Source organism: Brevibacillus sp. MER 51 (assembly GCF_023714195.1).
GTDB lineage: Bacteria > Bacillota > Bacilli > Brevibacillales > Brevibacillaceae > Brevibacillus.
Window position 1 is genome coordinate 525,584 of sequence record NZ_JAMAUS010000002.1, and the last position, 17,053, is coordinate 542,636.

15 protein-coding genes are annotated in these 17,053 nt (G+C 48.0%); 3 read left to right on the plus strand and 12 right to left on the minus strand.

What is annotated here, in order from left to right:
* Window positions 1–122 precede the first annotated feature (122 nt).
* Window positions 123–359: a small acid-soluble spore protein SspI gene (gene sspI / locus M3630_RS06775; RefSeq protein ID WP_047070986.1), complete on the plus strand. Its 237-nt coding sequence runs from the start codon at window positions 123–125 to the stop codon at window positions 357–359.
* 43 nt (window positions 360–402) lie between these two features.
* Here sspI and M3630_RS06780 read toward each other — a convergent pair whose 3' ends face one another.
* From M3630_RS06780 to M3630_RS06825, 10 genes are all read right to left on the minus strand, one after another.
* A complete protein-coding gene (locus M3630_RS06780; RefSeq protein ID WP_251251633.1) occupies window positions 403–1,533 on the minus strand; it encodes a GerAB/ArcD/ProY family transporter in 1,131 nt (376 codons plus the stop codon).
* Window positions 1,534–1,546: 13 nt separating this feature from the next.
* Window positions 1,547–2,677 carry a Ger(x)C family spore germination protein gene (locus M3630_RS06785; RefSeq protein ID WP_251251634.1) on the minus strand — a complete coding sequence of 377 codons (1,131 nt, stop codon included), beginning with the start codon at window positions 2,675–2,677 and terminating at the stop codon, window positions 1,547–1,549.
* Entirely contained in the window at window positions 2,670–3,830 is a 1,161-nt protein-coding gene (locus M3630_RS06790; protein ID WP_173608644.1) for a GerAB/ArcD/ProY family transporter, read from the minus strand. The genes M3630_RS06785 and M3630_RS06790 overlap by 8 nt, the downstream gene beginning before the upstream one ends.
* Window positions 3,827–5,368: a spore germination protein gene (locus M3630_RS06795; RefSeq protein WP_221867734.1), complete on the minus strand. Its 1,542-nt coding sequence runs from the start codon at window positions 5,366–5,368 to the stop codon at window positions 3,827–3,829. The genes M3630_RS06790 and M3630_RS06795 overlap by 4 nt, the downstream gene beginning before the upstream one ends.
* A 126-nt stretch (window positions 5,369–5,494) precedes the next feature.
* On the minus strand, window positions 5,495–6,775 hold the full coding sequence (gene kynU / locus M3630_RS06800) for a kynureninase (RefSeq protein WP_251251635.1): 1,281 nt from the start codon (window positions 6,773–6,775) through the stop codon (window positions 5,495–5,497).
* A gap of 93 nt (window positions 6,776–6,868) precedes the next feature.
* Window positions 6,869–7,252, minus strand: a complete 384-nt coding sequence (locus M3630_RS06805) for a DUF1294 domain-containing protein (protein WP_173608647.1) — start codon at window positions 7,250–7,252, stop codon at window positions 6,869–6,871.
* 3 nt (window positions 7,253–7,255) lie between these two features.
* Entirely contained in the window at window positions 7,256–7,873 is a 618-nt protein-coding gene (locus tag M3630_RS06810; RefSeq protein ID WP_088906555.1) for a DedA family protein, read from the minus strand.
* Between the two features lie 171 nt (window positions 7,874–8,044).
* A complete protein-coding gene (locus M3630_RS06815) occupies window positions 8,045–8,716 on the minus strand; it encodes a DNA alkylation repair protein (protein ID WP_251251636.1) in 672 nt (223 codons plus the stop codon).
* Between the two features lie 40 nt (window positions 8,717–8,756).
* Entirely contained in the window at window positions 8,757–10,535 is a 1,779-nt protein-coding gene (locus tag M3630_RS06820; protein ID WP_251251637.1) for a B12-binding domain-containing radical SAM protein, read from the minus strand.
* 121 nt (window positions 10,536–10,656) lie between these two features.
* On the minus strand, window positions 10,657–11,163 hold the full coding sequence (locus tag M3630_RS06825; protein ID WP_173608650.1) for a MogA/MoaB family molybdenum cofactor biosynthesis protein: 507 nt from the start codon (window positions 11,161–11,163) through the stop codon (window positions 10,657–10,659).
* Between the two features lie 174 nt (window positions 11,164–11,337).
* On the opposite strand from M3630_RS06825, the gene M3630_RS06830 reads away from it, so the two are divergent.
* Together M3630_RS06830 and M3630_RS06835 are read left to right on the plus strand one after the other, a co-directional pair.
* On the plus strand, window positions 11,338–12,780 hold the full coding sequence (locus M3630_RS06830; RefSeq protein WP_173608651.1) for an aminotransferase-like domain-containing protein: 1,443 nt from the start codon (window positions 11,338–11,340) through the stop codon (window positions 12,778–12,780).
* 88 nt (window positions 12,781–12,868) lie between these two features.
* Window positions 12,869–14,215, plus strand: a complete 1,347-nt coding sequence (locus M3630_RS06835; RefSeq protein ID WP_056496231.1) for a TrkH family potassium uptake protein — start codon at window positions 12,869–12,871, stop codon at window positions 14,213–14,215.
* A gap of 72 nt (window positions 14,216–14,287) precedes the next feature.
* On the opposite strand, the gene leuB is transcribed toward M3630_RS06835, so the two are convergent.
* Both leuB and M3630_RS06845 read right to left on the minus strand, forming a co-directional pair.
* Window positions 14,288–15,382 carry a 3-isopropylmalate dehydrogenase gene (gene leuB, locus M3630_RS06840; RefSeq protein ID WP_173608652.1) on the minus strand — a complete coding sequence of 365 codons (1,095 nt, stop codon included), beginning with the start codon at window positions 15,380–15,382 and terminating at the stop codon, window positions 14,288–14,290.
* Window positions 15,383–15,461: 79 nt separating this feature from the next.
* Window positions 15,462–17,000 carry a 2-isopropylmalate synthase gene (locus M3630_RS06845; RefSeq protein ID WP_173608653.1) on the minus strand — a complete coding sequence of 513 codons (1,539 nt, stop codon included), beginning with the start codon at window positions 16,998–17,000 and terminating at the stop codon, window positions 15,462–15,464.
* Between the last annotated feature and the right edge of the window lie 53 nt (window positions 17,001–17,053).

The window sequence follows — 17,053 nt, forward strand, 5'->3', positions numbered from 1 at the left end:
ACCAAAACATCCCCCACAAAACGGTCATGAACGTTTTGTACGAAAAGCATGGTATGCACAAATCAGCGTTTACAAATACTATTTCTTGAATTCATTCTCAAAAGAGAGGTGCAAGCACGGTCATGAACATTGCCTCACTCAATTTACGTCAAGCGATCATGTACAAAATGCAAGGCTCAGATCCAAACGCAGTGGAAGAGACCATCAGTGATGCCATCGCCAGCGGTCAGGAGAAGACACTGCCGGGGTTAGGTGTTTTGTTTGAAGTTCTGTGGCAAAACAGCGATGCTTCCTCACGCCAATCCATGATTACGACTATCGCGGAACACTTGCCTGAACAAGCCGAAAAGCCGATCTAACCATTTCTTCTTTCGAACAAACATGCTTCAAAGGGAGGGGCTATTACGTCCCTCCCTTTTCATTGTTCACTTCTCGACCTTTGTTGAACTGATTGCGCATGAATTGGGTGATTGCCAGCAAGATAGGGATGATGATGGTGATCAAATATCCTATGTTTGTCAAATACTGTGTAAAAGAAAACAGCTCCACTATATTTTGCGGCACTAATGTCAGGAAAAAAAGGGGCACCATGATCACAATCGCGGTGATTTGCTGAAAACGAATGCCTTTGTGAAACAAGCGCCGCAATGAAAAAATCGTCGCGTACAGCATATTCCCGATCGTTGTAAATACAGAAGCAACCCAAATCGCGAGAAAGGCGGACTCAAAACGCTCCAAAAACCAGCCGGTTTTCTGCGTTACCTTGACCAGTTCAAGCGTAGGCCACACCAGCCTCTGCAATTCTTCATAGCCAAATACAGTAATGCCTGCGACAACTGTGATCACATAAATGACAAGAGCAAAACTCATACCTGTCATGCTGGCTACCCCTAGCCTTGCCCCGGGAATAGCGAAGGCAAAATAAACCATTAACAACTCATATCCGGTATAAAGCGTATACGTATTCAGACCCGTTTTCATGACATTTGTCCATGACTCGAATCGGAATGGCAATAAATTGTACCAATCTGCGTTCATGAAGGAGACGAGCGGAATCAAGAGAGACGGCAACAGGAGGAAAGGAATCAACAGCTCATTTACCCTTGCCACAACTTCAATCTCATGACAACAAAGAAACACGACCAACAACAGCAGCGTGATGATTATTACTTCCAGTGGCGTTTGCGGTAATACGGAGGTCACGACGACTTCCCCGAACAATCTGGCTGTGATTCCCGCATTGAGGAACTGATAGAGAATGAAGAGAGATATACACAGGGTACCGATGGCAACCCCAAATATCTTCGGCATAAATTCGACAAAGGTAAGACCGGGAAACTGGTTGCCTAAATAAACAATAGCCGCTACAGCCATGGACGCTATGAAACCACCTACAATGGGTCCCACCCACCCCATTTGATGAAGAAGTTGGGTTGCTGTTCTCGGGATGACGAGGATACCCACCCCGATCATCGAACTGACCATAATGCTTGTCAGTTGCCAGGTACCAAAATTACGTTTCTGATTCTCCACAGTGATCGCTCTCCTATTGCATTTCCATACCAAGACGGCGCAGCTTGATTGTGTATGTAACGCGAATGGGAAAATCCTTGAAATCTTTCTTCCAGTTGTGAGTTTTCCAGTAGTCTTGGTAATGCTTCGCACGCAGTGTAAGGCCCAGCTTCAAAATGTCGCTATTGTACTGCTTTTGTAATTGCTGCAATAGTTTTTTTGCGCGGTTTTCCATTTCTTTTTGAATAAGCGCTTGCATTTGTACGATGAATTGCTCAGCAGGAATTTTCAGGTCTTCTGTGAGTTCGACAATATCTCCTTGAAGCTCGCAATGATAGGTAGCGGAGGAGGATTTGTGAATGATCACCTTTTTTTTTGCGAAATGCGGACGAAAACTCACATATCCGTTCTTGGTTTTCGGCAACGGAATGACAATGTCTCCACCTGGTTTTTCATTACGCAGCTGAAGCAATACCCATGACTGTATGTGATCCAGTATCCCCACCATCTTGTGTCCCCGAAAAACAGCAACCCCTTTCCAGCTCACCTCGTTCTTTCTTGCCTCTACATAATTCAAAAACGGCTCCATGGTTAGATTAGAGGTCTGATTGAAATAGTCGCCCAACGTTTGGTCTGGAATTCTTCCTAATTTCATGCCATTTTCGATCAGCCCCATCATATAGACAACTGGAATCGGCTCGATTCTCGGTTTGATTTCCAGCAAGGTGGACGCTTTACCCTTCACGACGATCGGCCATAGTAGTCGTCGTATTTGCGGTTCGCGACGAAAACTATCCATGATGTCTTGAATTCCCTTTTTAGCGATCTCCTCACTTATGGCAAGAATACGGGTATGTCCAAGAAACAATCGCTGGTTCATCCGCATTTGCAAGTTATTGGAAGCATCCGTCACCGTTCTTCCTGTCACGCTCATGATTTTCACGGCATCTGCATTATTTCCTCCGCCCTTCCCACTACTACCCGCGATTTTGATGGGAATCGGGATTTGGACGGTCATTTTGTACAGATTTTCATTTTCTTCATCCTGATCTATCGCAATGGCCAACACCGATGCGCGTTCTTCCAATTCACGTCTGTCCCAGCACCCTGTCAGCAGGATGGTAGAAATGATCAACAAAGCGAAGTATCTAAGAGATTTACCCATCGATATTCCGCCCCTCTCGTCGGGTCACCATGTCACGAATGAGGATTGCTCCCCAGTAAACAGCAGGGATCAGCAAATTAATGACCAGGCTAGACAATCCCAGCAACGACGCCACCCTAAATACTTCCGTGATGTTTTGTGGAATGAGGGCAAAGAAGAATAAAGGGATGAGAAGGACTGTAGCCACGATTCTTTGAAATCTGATTCCCTTGCGAAACAACTGTCTCAATGAATAAACAACAACGTAATACGCATTGGCTACCGTAGTAAAAACAGCCGATACCCACACTGCCAAAAAAGCGGATTCCAATCGTTCCAAGATCAATCCAGGCACCTGCGTCGTCTTGACCAATTCTAGTGTCGGCCACGTCACCCTCTGTAGCTCTTCGTAACCAAACACTGAAATACCAGCAACCACAATTAACATGTAGAGTGATGCTGCAATTAATAAACTGTAAAGTCCCGCCAATTCCCTGTTCGTGTTTTGTTGCGCATAGGCGAAAAAGACGAACATAATTTCAAAACCAGAATAGGAATAAATTCCTTCGTACACTCCTGCTACCATTGAACGGATTGACACATGATTAATCGGCAGGAGATTCCCAATTTCCGCCTTTTGGAACGACGCAATCGCGATAAAAAGAAGTGGAAAGATAATAAAAGGAAACAGCAGCTCGTTCACTCGTGCTACTACTTCCACCTCATGCATGCACAAAAATAGTATCAATAAAAACATTGACATGAGTATAACTTCCAACGGAGTCTGTAAAAGAACGGAAGTCACAACCACTTCACCAAATACACGCGAAACGACGGCCGTGGAGAAATACAGGTATACCAGATAGATACAAATCCAGGGGAGGCTGAAAACTTTGCCCACCCAAGGCCGTTTGGCAGATCCCCACACCTTATGACTATATTCAATAAAGGTTTCACCTGGATAGCGCTTGCTCAATTTGACAATTAACCATAAGGAGACATAGGCACCTGCTGAGCCAATCAGAGGAGCGATCCAGCCTGCCTCAAATAATTTCGAACTGGTTGTGCGAGGAAGGGTCAAAACGCCGACACCGATTAAGGTACTTGTCATTAGACAAATTTGCTGCCACATCGATAGATTATGGTGCCAGCTGTGCCCCTCCCTCCTGTTCATTTCTGGTTCTCCTCCTCTCTGATCCGGATTTTATCCTGAACATGAAACATCATCGGTCTTTTTTTCATCATGTGATAGGGTGCCCGTAAGAACAAGTCCTTCATTCCATTCAGGTTGAGCGGACTAAGCGGGCTCATATAGGGTACTCCAAACGATTTCAGTGAAGACAAATGAATGAGGATGACAATCAAAAACAGCATAATACCGTATAGGCCAAACATTCCTGCCAGAATCATAACCGGAAAGCGTAGCATCCGAATGGCAATCGCCGCACTGTAACTCGGAGATGCGAACGAGCCGATTGTCGTCACAGCCACGATAATCACCATGACAGGACTGACAAGCCCGGCCGTTACCGCTGCTTCCCCGACCACGAGTGCTCCAACAATCCCGATCGTAGGACCGATTGGCCCCGGCAGCCTCACACTCGCTTCCCTCAATATCTCAATGGCCAACTCCATAAACAGAGCTTCGACTAAAGAAGGGAATGGAACGGTAGATCGCCCTGCCGCCATCGCAATGACCAGTCGAGAAGGGATCATCTCTGGATGAAATGAACTAAAAGCGATATATAGAGAAGGTAGCAACAAAGCGATGCTGATACTGATAATCCGAATGAAACGAATTAAGGTCGCGATATAAAATCGCTCGTAATAATCCTCTGGACTCTGATAAAACTGTGAAAACACAGCCGGAGCAATCAATCCGAACGGAGTACCATCTACCAGAATGCCTACTTTCCCTTCCAAAAGATTGGCCACTACTTTGTCAGGGCGCTCCGTATTTTGAATTTGCGGGAAGGGGGACCATCTCCGATCCTGGATCATTTGTTCGATGTACCCGCTCTCCAGCACAGAATCCACACGAACATTACTCTCTATTCGCGCAATCACTTCCTCCACCATCGGAGGATACGCAAGACCCTCGATGTACATGATGTAAACGTCAGTCTGTGTTCGTTCACCGACAACCATATGACGCACTCTGAGATTGGGGTCCTTCAAACGAAAACGGATCAGGGCTGAATTCACGCACAATGTCTCACAAAAACCATCGCGTGGCCCTCGTACGACTGATTCCGTCTGAGGCTCTTCGACCGAACGCCTGTCCCAACCTCTCGTATTATTCAAGTAAGCATTTTGACACCCATCAATGATCAGTACCGCGCATCCAGACAAAATATTTCGGACGATCTGCCTCAGTTTGTCTGTCAAATCCAGCTCATTTGTCGCCGGATCATTATAGGTGATATCAGGAGTCGTCATATAGCGAATAATAAAATCACTGATGACATTGCGATCCACCATGCCATCTATAAAAACGATAGCGGCTTGAGCCTTCGTCTTCGTTTGAAATCGACGAACGACAAGATCGTCACACTTTCCAAACTGCGCTTGAATCAATTGGATGTTTTCTTCCAAATTTGTTGTGAGCGCAACATCGGACACGCTTTCCATGCTCTTGTCGGAGTGCTGCTCCAACGCTTTTGACTGGAGGGCTTCTTTTCTTTTTTTCCATGCTTGAAAAAACTGGCTCAAGCTGCTCACCCTTATCCATGGAATGTAGACTGTCTACAGGTACGGATAGTGTGCCCAATAATGGAAAGAAAATCCCGTAAAAGGCGTATTACAAAAGAAAAACAGGTCCAACCTAAGTCGGACCTGTTACGCAACCACCTCGCGCTTGTTTTCAAATTTTTCGTAGCTCTTCTCTAACATGATCGTTTTTAAGATCTGGACACTTTCCCAAACCTCTGTATAAGTCGTATAGAAAGCAACGGGGGCTAACCGGATGATGTTTGGGGCACGGAAGTCAGGAATTATGCCCGCTTCCTTCAATGCCTTGCATATACGTATGGCCTCGTCGTGCTCAAGGCTGACATGCCCACCCCGACGATCATCCTGCTGTGGGTTCGCAATCGTAAAACCCATGTCGGCTAGCTCCACCTCGATCAAATCCATCATGAACCGCGTTAAGCTGAGCGACTTGGCACGAAGCTTTTCCACGGACACCTCCTGGAACATTTCCAAAGAACCAAGCAGTGGGGCGAGACTCAGCATATGTGGGGTACCGATCTGGTACGCGCCCGCACTTTCACATGCATCCAGCGTATGGTCCATGTCAAATTGCTTATCCTTTTTCGAGCTGAACCATCCCGCCAATCCAGGAGTTCTGCCAAAATGCTTGCGGTTTACATATAGGCTACCCACGCTTCCAGGCCCTGCATTTACATATTTGTAGTTGCACCAGTAGGCAAAGTCCACTTCCCATTTGCTGAAGGAATGCGGGATCGCTCCTACAGAGTGACATCCGTCAAACCCAATCAGAATGCCTCTCTCATGCGCGGCTGCTGTCAAGCGTTCAATATCGAGCAACTGGCCGCTGCGATACAGGACAGTAGGGAGGACAACCAGTGCTACTTCATCCGTCATCGCATCGATAATATCCTCTTCTTCGATCAGACGACCATCTCTTGACGCTACCCGAACCAAATGCTCTTCCGGGTCCAGCCCATGGAGCTTCATTTGACTCTGGAGTGCGTATATATCGGTAGGAAAATCCAGTTCAGTGGCAACAACCTTCGTCCTCTTCCCAACCGGATGATAGAAGGTAGCTGCCAGCTGATGCAGGTTGATCGTCGTAGAGCCCGTGACGATCACTTCCTCGGGGTTTGCCCCTACAAGTGCTGCGCTCATCTCTGCCAATTTCTCCGAAAAGAAAAACCACGGATGAGTACCCGTTGTCCAGCCTTCCACACCCAGTTCCTTCCAAGACTGCATCATATCCATGACGCTCTTTTCCGCTCTTTTTGACATGAGGCCAAGCGAGTTACCATCCAAATACAGACTCGAAAGCAGATAAAACTCTTCGCGATAGCTCGCGAGTTCGTCCTGTGCATCCAGTTGCTGTGCGTACGTTTTCGTCAAGGGGCTTGATTGAGACATAGCTACCTCCTCAGCTTGTTCTATCGTTACCCTTATTATAGGCTGAATTTTCAAACAAGAGAATCACATTTTCAAAAAGAAAATCCCGTGCCCCTACGACACGAGATTCTTATCCAAATATAGTTGTATTACCCAAATGACTAGGAAGATTTGCGCGATGCAAAAGAGCGGGAGCAGGATGCGAAAAGAGGTATGCTTCGTCTTATGCCGTTGAATGAGCATACCCTCCAGCGCACCAATCCCTCCTCCTAAAAATGCGACCAACAAAAGGCTCAGTTCCGGAACCCGAAAACCTTTTTCTTTAGCCAGACGCTTGTCTGCCTGCATCAGGTAATAAGCATAGCCATTCAGCAGTAAAGCTCCTCCAGCCAGCACCCAGACATTTGAATTGAAGTATCCTGCCATGAGGAGGGCCCAGCTAATCACGAGCACCAACACGAAATTGCGGCGGTGGGCAGCTAATTGTTCATGGTACATTTGTTATTCTCCTTTTGCCCGATATGCCCGATTTCCCATAAACTGCTTGCGTACAAAGAATACCACAGCCAATACAACCACGATCACCAGCAAAGCGTAGAAACCGTATTTACGGATGACTTCGATAATAGCTTCCACGTTATTACCGAATACATGGCCGAGAAAGTAAAAGGCGATGGTCCAAACCAACCCGATCGGATATGACAGCATCGCATATCGCCGGAACGTCATACCGCCCAGGCCGACCAAATAAGGTACGACATGGCGGACAACCGGAAATAGGTAGCTGATGCAGAGGGCAGTAGTTCCATACTTCTCCAGCAAGCCCGTTGATCGATTCACCGCGTTCCTCATTTTCTCGGTTTTGCACAGCCATTGCAATATCGGTTTCCCAAAGTACTTTCCAAGTAAAAAGCCAATCGTCAATCCGGAGGCAACCCCTAAATATCCCGCCAAAAAAGAATACCAAGGGTTTAACACGCCAATGGAGGCAAGAAATCCTCCTGTAGCGACAACCAGCTCATCGGGAATCGGCAAACCTACAATCCCAAGCCAAAGCATGAAAAAAATCGCTACGTAGCCGTATTGCTCTATGATGGACATTAGCAGGTCGACTTCCATGAGGCAAAATCCCCTATCCTTGCCACAGTGCGGTCATTTCTTGACATACTAGCAGCTATGGCATCGCACGATATCTGACTCTATGTATTACGTTATGAACCTCAAAAATGGTACTTGTTTATTTTGCAATAGATGTACGTATTTTATCAAGCACAGATACAACAAGCGACTCTATCCTGATAGATGCTTGAGCGCTTCACGCCTGGACAAACTCGCAAGTGGAGTCGCTTCTACAAATTCACGTACGGCTTTGGGATTTGTTTTCGCATACTCTCTCAACGCCCAGCCAATTGCCTTCTGAATAAAAAACTCTTTGGAATCCGAGCTTCTTTCCACCAAGGAAAAGAGCAACCGCTGATCTGTCTTGTCCTTGTACGAGAGTTGAAATAAAATCGCTGTACGTTGCAGCCACATGTTGGTTCCATTCATCCAAGCTGTCGTATTCGATACAATCAGTTCGGGATGCAAGGCGAACAATTTGCCTGTTGTATGAGAAGCCAAATAATCTACGGTATCCCACCACGATTTTGTCGTAATGAGTTCGACAACGAACGGGAGATGGTCAGGGGTGAGACGCTTTTTGGACTTCTCGAGTACGTCAAGCGCTACATACTGGTACTCTCGCGCTGGCAAATCCCACAAGGAACGAACGACCTGCTCCCAATTTTCGGGTGCGCCATAATCACGAAAGATTTGTTTGGTCAGTTCTTTGCGCTGTGGTGATTTGATCCCCAGAAAAGAAAAATGATTTTTCATGTACTGCGCCATGGGGCCAGCCACAGTCGAATCACCATGTGCACGCAACCGTTCCTCGACAGCCTCCGTATACGCGCTTGCATTCATCTGCGTCTCCTCCTCCCATCCCATCTGCTCATCCGGTCATTTAGCCTGCTACTTGGACATCCTGCTTGACGACAGCAAAAGCATTTTGCTCTTCATCTTTGTACGGATAATACACGACGAGTATAAAATCTCCCTCGACAAGCTCACCGGTCTCCATCCATTTTTCAATGTCAAAGGTCACCTTGGCAGTCAGCGTGTGTTTGAAATAATCTTTTTCCAATGCTGCATGTGCCGCAAAATCATCGCGGAGTCGCTCACGCTGCTCAGTTAGCACAGCAAACGTCTGTTGCATCTCTTCCTTGTCCATAACATCCTCCCACCACAGCTTGCGGGGACGATGCTTCTGGTTGCGCAGGAAATCGAATTTCATCATGCTAAGTACATGACCCATACCTTCCACTTGCTGGAATTGCAAAAACTTCTGCAAACGCACGAACAAATCCTCTAATTGATGACCAATACGGCTCCAGCCTTGACTTTCCCAATAATCGCCAAATGCCTGGAAAAAGTCGAAAGCCGTTTCGAATTGATTTGCCAACAACCATTCCACTGTATAATCCATCCGGTGCGCATTCCAGTACTTTTCCAGAATGTCTTCTACACGCTTGATTTTTTGCATGTCATCAAAGGAAAGGACGTTGTTCCCCAAAATTTCGTAAGGAGCCTCATCCATAAAAATATAGCCATGATTAGCCGCACGCGCACGAACACCTGTCCCGCGCAGCATTTTCAAAAAGCCAAGCTGAAGCTCCTCCGGGCGCAGACCAAACACGTCGTTGAAGGTTTTGCGGAAGGACGCATAATCTTCCTCAGGCAAACCAGCGATCAAATCCAAATGCTGATCGATTTTTTTCGAATCCTTGATCTGTGTCACTGTACGCGCAAGGCGATCGAAGCGCTGAATCCGCTGAACAAGGCGGTTGGTCTCATCATTCGTGGACTGAACCCCAATCTCGAAGCGGAAAATGCCTGGAGGTGCGTTCTCTGTCAAGAAGTCGAGTACGTCCGCGCGCAAAATGTCTGCCGTGATCTCGAATTGAAAGATCGTTCCATTGTGGTTATCGATCAAAAACTGAAAGATTTCCAAGGCATATTTCTTATTGATGTTAAACGTTCGATCCACGAACTTGATCGTTTTGACGCCGTGATTGATCAAACGCATGAGATCTTCTTTTACTCGTTCGAGACTGAAATAGCGTACGCCGTCTTCAATCGAAGACAGACAGTATTGACATTTGAACGGACAGCCACGAGATGCCTCAAAATAGACGACGCGGTTGTTCAGCTCGTCCAGATGATCCGCGTAAGGGGAAGGAATGCTGTCCATCTCTTCAACTTGCGCACGCGGCATGGAAAAACGTACGTACTCGTCTTCGCGATAAGCGATTCCGGCGACATCTCGCAGGCGTGGAGGCTGCTTGGTTTGCAATGATTCCTGATACACCTGCAAAAGCTCCAAGAAGGTCTGCTCTCCTTCACCAATGCAGATGACATCGATTTCAGGATGCTTCTTCATCCATTCGTCCGCGTCATAGGTCACTTCTGGTCCGCCGAGGATAATCGGAACATCCGGGCAAATCTTTTTCAGCGTGCGCATGACACTGAGCGTCTCGCGAATGTTCCAGATATAACAGGAAAATGCAACGACATCGGGCTTGCGCTTGTGTATATCTGCTACTATATTTAACGTCACATCGTTGATGGTATACTCCACCAGCTCAATCGAAGGAAATGCTTCCTGAGCATAGCTTCGCAAATAACGCAAAGCGAGTGAGGAGTGAATAAACTTGGCGTTTAAGGTCGATAGTAAAATCTTCATGGATGGGTCTACTCTCCTTGCAAAATTCGGCACCAAAAAACCATCTGCAATCGATGGTTCAGGTCTGACCGATCTTTTTCCTTTCGTAACAGTACCATACGAGGCTAGTAACGGCAAATCGTTAACGGTTTAATTCGCGCACCACATGCCCCAGCTCCGGCACGATCAACCGATTCATCGCCAGTCGCACCGCACCTGTCGAGCCTGGCGTGGAAAAAATCATTTTCCCTTTCCGCGTCCCTGCAATCGCACGACTGAGCATCGCAGCCGAACCGATGTCTTCGGTAAAGCTCAACATCCGAAACAGCTCGCCAAATCCCGGCATTTCCTTATCGAGTAAGCCAGAAACAGCCTCAAAGGTGTTATCTCGGGGCGAAATGCCAGTACCGCCATTGAGAAGAATGACTTGAACGTCGTCATGTGCAATTCCCGCTTCGATCGCAGCAATGACCTGTACAGGCTCGTCCTTTACTATTTGATAGAGCGCTACGCTGTGACCGGCTTCAGTCAGAAGCTGCTTCATCAATTGTCCGCTTTTATCTGTATCCTCTGTCCGGGTATCGGAAACGGTAATGACCATGCATATGACTTGCTTGGGCGATAGCGCCTTGTGTTCCTGCGTACTCATCCGTATTTTCCTCATTTCTTCAATATATATCTTTTCTCATGATACCATGTTCGGGTTTCCAGTACCCTCGTCGTTCCTGAAACAATTTCTTCACTCCCTATACCCGAGATGCTTCGCTTTCCTATATAATGCTGATGACTGCTATTTTTTCGACAGACAAGGAGGCGTGCGCGAATGCCAGAGCGACCGTATTTTTCTTTTCATTTCCACAAACAATCGCACACACCGATCTATGTACAACTCGCTGAACAATTGAAAACAGCGATTTTGCGTGGTGCCTTTCTTGTAGATGGACAACAATTGATATCGCTGCGAGATATGAAAACAATTAGTGGTTGCTCGTTGGAGACAGTCAAAAAAGCATACGATCATCTTGCGTTGGAAGGCTGGCTGGAAGCTGTGCACGGCAAAGGTTATTACTTGACGCAGCTTGCTAAAGAAGCGCGTTTGGAAAATCGCCTCCCGCTCACAGATATTCCGATCGCTTCCCTGGCTGATTCCTCTCCTCGTCCAAGCGAAGAGCTGGTGAAGCGATTGCGTGGTGCTTTTTATGAGAGTCTGACTGTATTGGATGAACCGTCCGCCCAAAAGAAAATCAGACGTACACAAGCTGCCAAGGTTTTTGCTGATCACCTCGGCCGCCGGGGGCTTCCTCACTCACCTGAGCGCCTCCTGCTTTTTAATAGAAGCACGAGCGGCTTCGCCTTTCTTGCGCAGCGTGTCATGAGTGCACGTGATGTCGTCTATGTAGAGGAGTACAGCTATCCCGTATTTCTTCGACTGTTGAGCCAGTGCGGAATTACCGTTCGCCCGATTCGCATGGATGAAGAAGGCGTTTGCATTCAAGCTCTCACGGAAGAGCAGGAGCATTACCCTGCGAATTGGCTTTTGATTAACCCGCATTATCAATTTCCTACCGGTATCAGCTATTCGTTGAAACGAAAGGAAGATTTGCTCGAATGGGCGCAGAGCCACAACGTACGTCTTGTGGAAAACGACCATTATGGCGACCTCTGGTTTGAAGAACCGAGTGTTCCTTTGTACCAGATGGCTGCGCAGGCAAAAAGCCCAGTGGAGGTCTACTATCTGCATTCGTTGTCCAAAACGTTGGCTCGCGATTTACAATTGGGCGTACTGATGCTTCCTTCTGATTTATCGGATGACGAGTTGGAGCGCTATAGTCAGCTTGTTTCCATGACAGGAGCAGAGCCATCCTTGCTCGTCGTGGAATCCGCTGTTCGACTCCTCGATGATCCGTGGTTTTATGAAGAGTTTCTAACGGATCGTCGTGCTCTGTTCCAGACCCGCTTCCTGCGACTGTGGCAGGAAAAACGCCAGGCACTCCCTGATCATGCACGAATGTACCCTATTTCAGGGGGCTTAAATACGTGGATAAAATGGGGCACGCCAACCGCAAGAGCAACTGAACAAGAAGAGAGAGTCGTCGCTATTCTGCGAGAGGAAGGTCTCGAGCTGACTGGCGGTCATGCTTTTCGCGTAGCCGATGAGCCTGCCGATATTCTGCGCTGCCCGGCTGTCCGTTTCCCACTCGCTCCACTGGAAGAACGAGAGTTGAAACATTGGCTTCACCGATTGGGTGCTGCTCTTCTTCGGTAAGTTTTCCAAGGGAAATGCCATACTAAGAGATAGATTTCCCCTCTTTTCCTTTTCACTAGACTCGAAAAAAGCCGAGGTATAACCTGCTATGATTAAAAAAATCGTAGAAAAGCTTCACCTTGATCCACCAAAAACGCTGGTTCTTGGGTTTGCCTTGATTATCTTCTTGGGAGCGCTGCTTTTGACACTCCCGGTCGCTACAGTTGATGGAGTTGGTCTGCATTGGCTTGACGCTCTGTTTACAGCCACCTCTGCTACATGTGTAACAGGCTTGGTTGTCGTCGATACTGGAACGACTTTCACTACCTTTGGTCAACTCGTCATTTTGTCGCTCATCCAAATTGGCGGTCTCGGATTTATGACGTTCGCTACCTTTTTCGCACTGATTATGCGTAAAAGAATCTCACTGCGTGAACGGCTCATCCTGCAAGAATCGCTGAATCAGATGTCGATAGAAGGTGTCGTACGATTAGCCAAAATGATTCTGGTTTTTACTGCCCTTACTGAGTTTATAGGTGGAGTGCTTCTCTCTATTCGTTTTGCCTTTGACTTTCCTTTGAAAAAAGCGATCTACTTCGGCTTTTTCCATGCGATTTCTAACTTTAACAACGCTGGTTTTGACCTGATGGGCGAGTTCGCCAGCTTGACAGCCTATGTGGAGGACCCGCTCGTCAATCTCGTCGTCTGTCTGATGATCATACTTGGCGGTATTGGTTTCATCGTTGTCAGCGAGATATACGATTATCGTCATAACCGCCGCTTGTCATTACATACGAAAGTCGTACTGACAACAACCGGTCTTTTGATTACGGCAGGGACAGTGCTTATTTTTATTTTGGAGTACAACAATCCCAAAACGTTGCAGCCCCTATCCATGATGGGCAAAGTGCTGGGCTCCTTCTATCAATCGGTTACACCCCGTACGGCAGGTTCCAACACATTGAATATCGGGGATATGTATCAGTCGTCGCTTTTCCTCCTTATTATCCTAATGTTCATCGGTGCTTCTCCTGGCTCGACGGGAGGCGGTATCAAGACGACGACCTTTGCCACACTGATTGGCGCTGTTATTGCCCAAATTAAAGGAAAAGAAGATGTCATCTTCTTCCGGCAACGCATCCTGCCACACATGGTCTACAAATCGCTGACACTGACCATGATTGCCCTGTTCATTGTGCTTGTCATGACGATGGTCCTCTCGATTACCGAGACAGGAGCACGCTTTGAGATGATCCTATTCGAGGTTACTTCCGCTTTTGCTACGACCGGACTCTCTATGGGACTGACCCCTCATCTGACTCCGATCGGGAAAACGCTGATCATATTAACGATGTTTGCTGGTCGGCTCGGGCCCCTCACGATTGCCTTTGCCCTCGCACAGCGCAAACAAAAGGAGTACTTCCGCTATCCAAAAGGGCGGATCACCATCGGATAAGCCGTATAAACATGGAGAAAACCCTGCCAAAGCACCGAAAGGATTTTGGCAGGGTTTCGTTTTGTGTATGATTTATTGTTTTTGCCACTGTTTGGACAGCTCGTCGCGTACCAGTTGGCCCATCTCGATTGTACCAATCGCTTTGCTTCTGTCTGCGGCGATATCGCCAGTGCGATGCCCTGCTTCCAGCACGGACCAAACTGCGTTTTCCACAGCTGCTGCCGCTTCATCCATTCCGAGAGAAAGACGAAGCATCATCGCTACGGACAGAATGGTTGCCAGTGGATTGGCAATGCCTTTTCCAGCAATGTCAGGGGCAGAGCCATGAACCGGTTCATACAAGCCAAAGCTGCCTGCTGCCAGACTCGCCGAGGACAGCATTCCAATCGAACCAGTCAGCATCGCTGCCTGATCACTCAAGATGTCGCCAAACATGTTTTCCGTCACGATGACGTCAAACTGTTTTGGATCACGCACGAGCTGCATCGCGCAAGAGTCTACCAACTGGTGAGACAGCTCTACATCTGGATAGTCAGCCGCTACTCGCTCGGCTACCTTGCGCCAGAGGCGGGAGCTTTCGAGGACGTTTGCCTTATCTACAGATACGAGACGCTTTTGGCGTTTGCGCGCAATGTCGAAGCCTACTCGAATGATTCGCTCGACTTCCGCTTCATGATAGATGCACTGATCTTCTGCGACTTCTCCGTTCGGACCGTCATAACGTTTTTTCTCACCGAAATAAATCCCACCGGTCAGTTCACGTACAACGATCAAGTCAACGCCAGAAACAACTTCTGGCTTGAGGGTGGACGCTTCCACCAGAGAGCTGTGCATGGTAGCTGGGCGAATATTTGCAAACAAACCGAGTGCTTTGCGAATGCCCAGCAGCCCTGTTTCCGGACGAAGATGCCCAGGATTCTGGTCCCACTTCGGTCCGCCAACGGCTCCCAAGAGCACAGCATCCGCTTGCTTTGCCAGCGTTACCGTTTCTTCTGGCAACGGTGTTCCATCTGTATCGATTGCGATACCACCGATCCGGCCTTCTTCACATGTAAAAGTGACACCTTCAAGTTCCCCTACGAGTGTAAGGACTTTGACCGCTTCCTGCATGATTTCTGGTCCAATACCGTCTCCAGGAAGAACGGCGATGCGATAATTTTTCTTCATCGTTTATCCCGCTTTTCTATACGTAATGGTTTCCGAACGCTGCTGGTTCCTATGATCCTATCCACATTTGACCCTATCTTTATATCGTTGCACTGACAGGCGTAGGCTCGCCTCGGCGCTCCATGATCTTGTTGACTGCCCGTATATAGGCAATGGCGCTTGCTTCCAGCACATCCGTACTCACACCGCGTCCTGTTACGATCAGATCGTCCTGTTGAAGTCGTACGAACACTTCACCCAACGCATCTTGCCCGTGGGTAACAGAAAGGATTTTGTAATCGACAAGGGTGACTTCCTCTCCGGTAGCGCGGTCAATCGCTTTGTAGATAGAATCAACCGATCCATTTCCACATGCGGCTTCTTCGCATACCGATCCGTCGGCACGAACCAGCCGCACACTCGCTGTCGGAACGGAAATGTTGCCGTAAGCGAGCTGCACGGATTCCAGCTGGAACGCTTCAGGTCCGCGAACCATCTTGGAGTCGACCAATGCGAGGATGTCGTCATCCGTGATTTCTTTCTTCTTGTCGCACAATACTTTGAATGCTGCAAACGCTGCGTTTACCTCTTCTTGCTCCAAGTGATAACCCAGATCAACCAACTTTTCTTTGAAAGCATGGCGGCCAGAATGCTTGCCGAGAACCAGTTTGTTTGACTTGAAGCCGACCGATTCCGGACGGATAATTTCGTACGTAGTGACCTCTTTTAACACACCATCCTGGTGAATACCGGACTCGTGCGCAAAAGCATTTGCACCCACGACTGCTTTATTTCCTGGCACGATCATCCCCGTCAAACGGCTCACCAGCTGGCTGGTCCGTGCGATTTCCTTCAAATTCAGCTTGGTCGTTGCCTGGTAGTAATCCTTGCGCGTCTCCAACGCAAGCGCCACTTCTTCCAGAGCAGCATTTCCAGCGCGCTCTCCGATTCCATTGATGGTGCCCTCCACTTGCGTAGCTCCACCCTCGACAGCAGCGAGACTGTTGGCGACTGCCATCCCGAGGTCATCGTGGCAATGGCAGCTCAGGCGAATCAGATCAGTAGAAGGGACGCGTTTTTTCAGCTCGCGGAAAATGTTTCCGTATTGATACGGCGTCATGTAGCCAACCGTATCTGGAATATTTACCGTGGTAGCCCCTGCCTTGATGACTGCCTCTACAACCTCTGCCAAAAAGTCAATCTCGGTACGCGCCGCATCCTCTGCGGAAAACTGAACTTCCGTAAAATACTTTTTCGCATAGGTGACCGCTTCCACCGCCCGAGCAAGGACTTCTTCCTTGCTCATGTTCAGCTTGAACTGACGGTGAATCGGAGATGTTGCGAGAAAGACGTGGAGGGAAGCGTTTTGTGCGTTGCGAAGCGCTTCGTATGCCTTATCCATGTCGTCTTTTACAGCACGAGCCAGACTGACGACGGTTGCATTCTTCACCCGTTTTGCAACTTCGGCCACAGACTTTTGGTCACCTGGGGAGGCAGCAGCGAAGCCCGCCTCAATTTTGTTTACGCCCAGCTTCTCGAGTTGAAGGGCGATCTCCACCTTTTCGTTCGTGCTAATATTGACGCCCGGAGACTGCTCCCCATCGCGCAGTGTCGTATCAAAAATCTCAATGGTCCGCATGAACTTTTCACCTCCACATTTTTCCCTACATTATATATGCGTTTTTTACACAC

Excerpts from the sequence above, each read along its gene's own strand:
- sspI (WP_047070986.1), top strand. The coding sequence starts at position 123 with ATGAACATTGCCTCACTCAATTTACGTCAAGCGATCATGTACAAAATG.
- M3630_RS06785 (WP_251251634.1), bottom strand. The coding sequence starts at position 2,677 with ATGGGTAAATCTCTTAGATACTTCGCTTTGTTGATCATTTCTACCATC.
- M3630_RS06790 (WP_173608644.1), bottom strand. The coding sequence starts at position 3,830 with ATGAACAGGAGGGAGGGGCACAGCTGGCACCATAATCTATCGATGTGG.
- kynU (WP_251251635.1), bottom strand. The coding sequence starts at position 6,775 with ATGTCTCAATCAAGCCCCTTGACGAAAACGTACGCACAGCAACTGGAT.
- M3630_RS06805 (WP_173608647.1), bottom strand. The coding sequence starts at position 7,252 with ATGTACCATGAACAATTAGCTGCCCACCGCCGCAATTTCGTGTTGGTG.
- M3630_RS06810 (WP_088906555.1), bottom strand. The coding sequence starts at position 7,873 with ATGGAAGTCGACCTGCTAATGTCCATCATAGAGCAATACGGCTACGTA.
- M3630_RS06815 (WP_251251636.1), bottom strand. The coding sequence starts at position 8,716 with ATGAATGCAAGCGCGTATACGGAGGCTGTCGAGGAACGGTTGCGTGCA.
- M3630_RS06820 (WP_251251637.1), bottom strand. The coding sequence starts at position 10,535 with ATGAAGATTTTACTATCGACCTTAAACGCCAAGTTTATTCACTCCTCA.
- M3630_RS06825 (WP_173608650.1), bottom strand. The coding sequence starts at position 11,163 with ATGAGTACGCAGGAACACAAGGCGCTATCGCCCAAGCAAGTCATATGC.
- M3630_RS06830 (WP_173608651.1), top strand. The coding sequence starts at position 11,338 with ATGCCAGAGCGACCGTATTTTTCTTTTCATTTCCACAAACAATCGCAC.
- M3630_RS06835 (WP_056496231.1), top strand. The coding sequence starts at position 12,869 with ATGATTAAAAAAATCGTAGAAAAGCTTCACCTTGATCCACCAAAAACG.
- leuB (WP_173608652.1), bottom strand. The coding sequence starts at position 15,382 with ATGAAGAAAAATTATCGCATCGCCGTTCTTCCTGGAGACGGTATTGGA.
- M3630_RS06845 (WP_173608653.1), bottom strand. The coding sequence starts at position 17,000 with ATGCGGACCATTGAGATTTTTGATACGACACTGCGCGATGGGGAGCAG.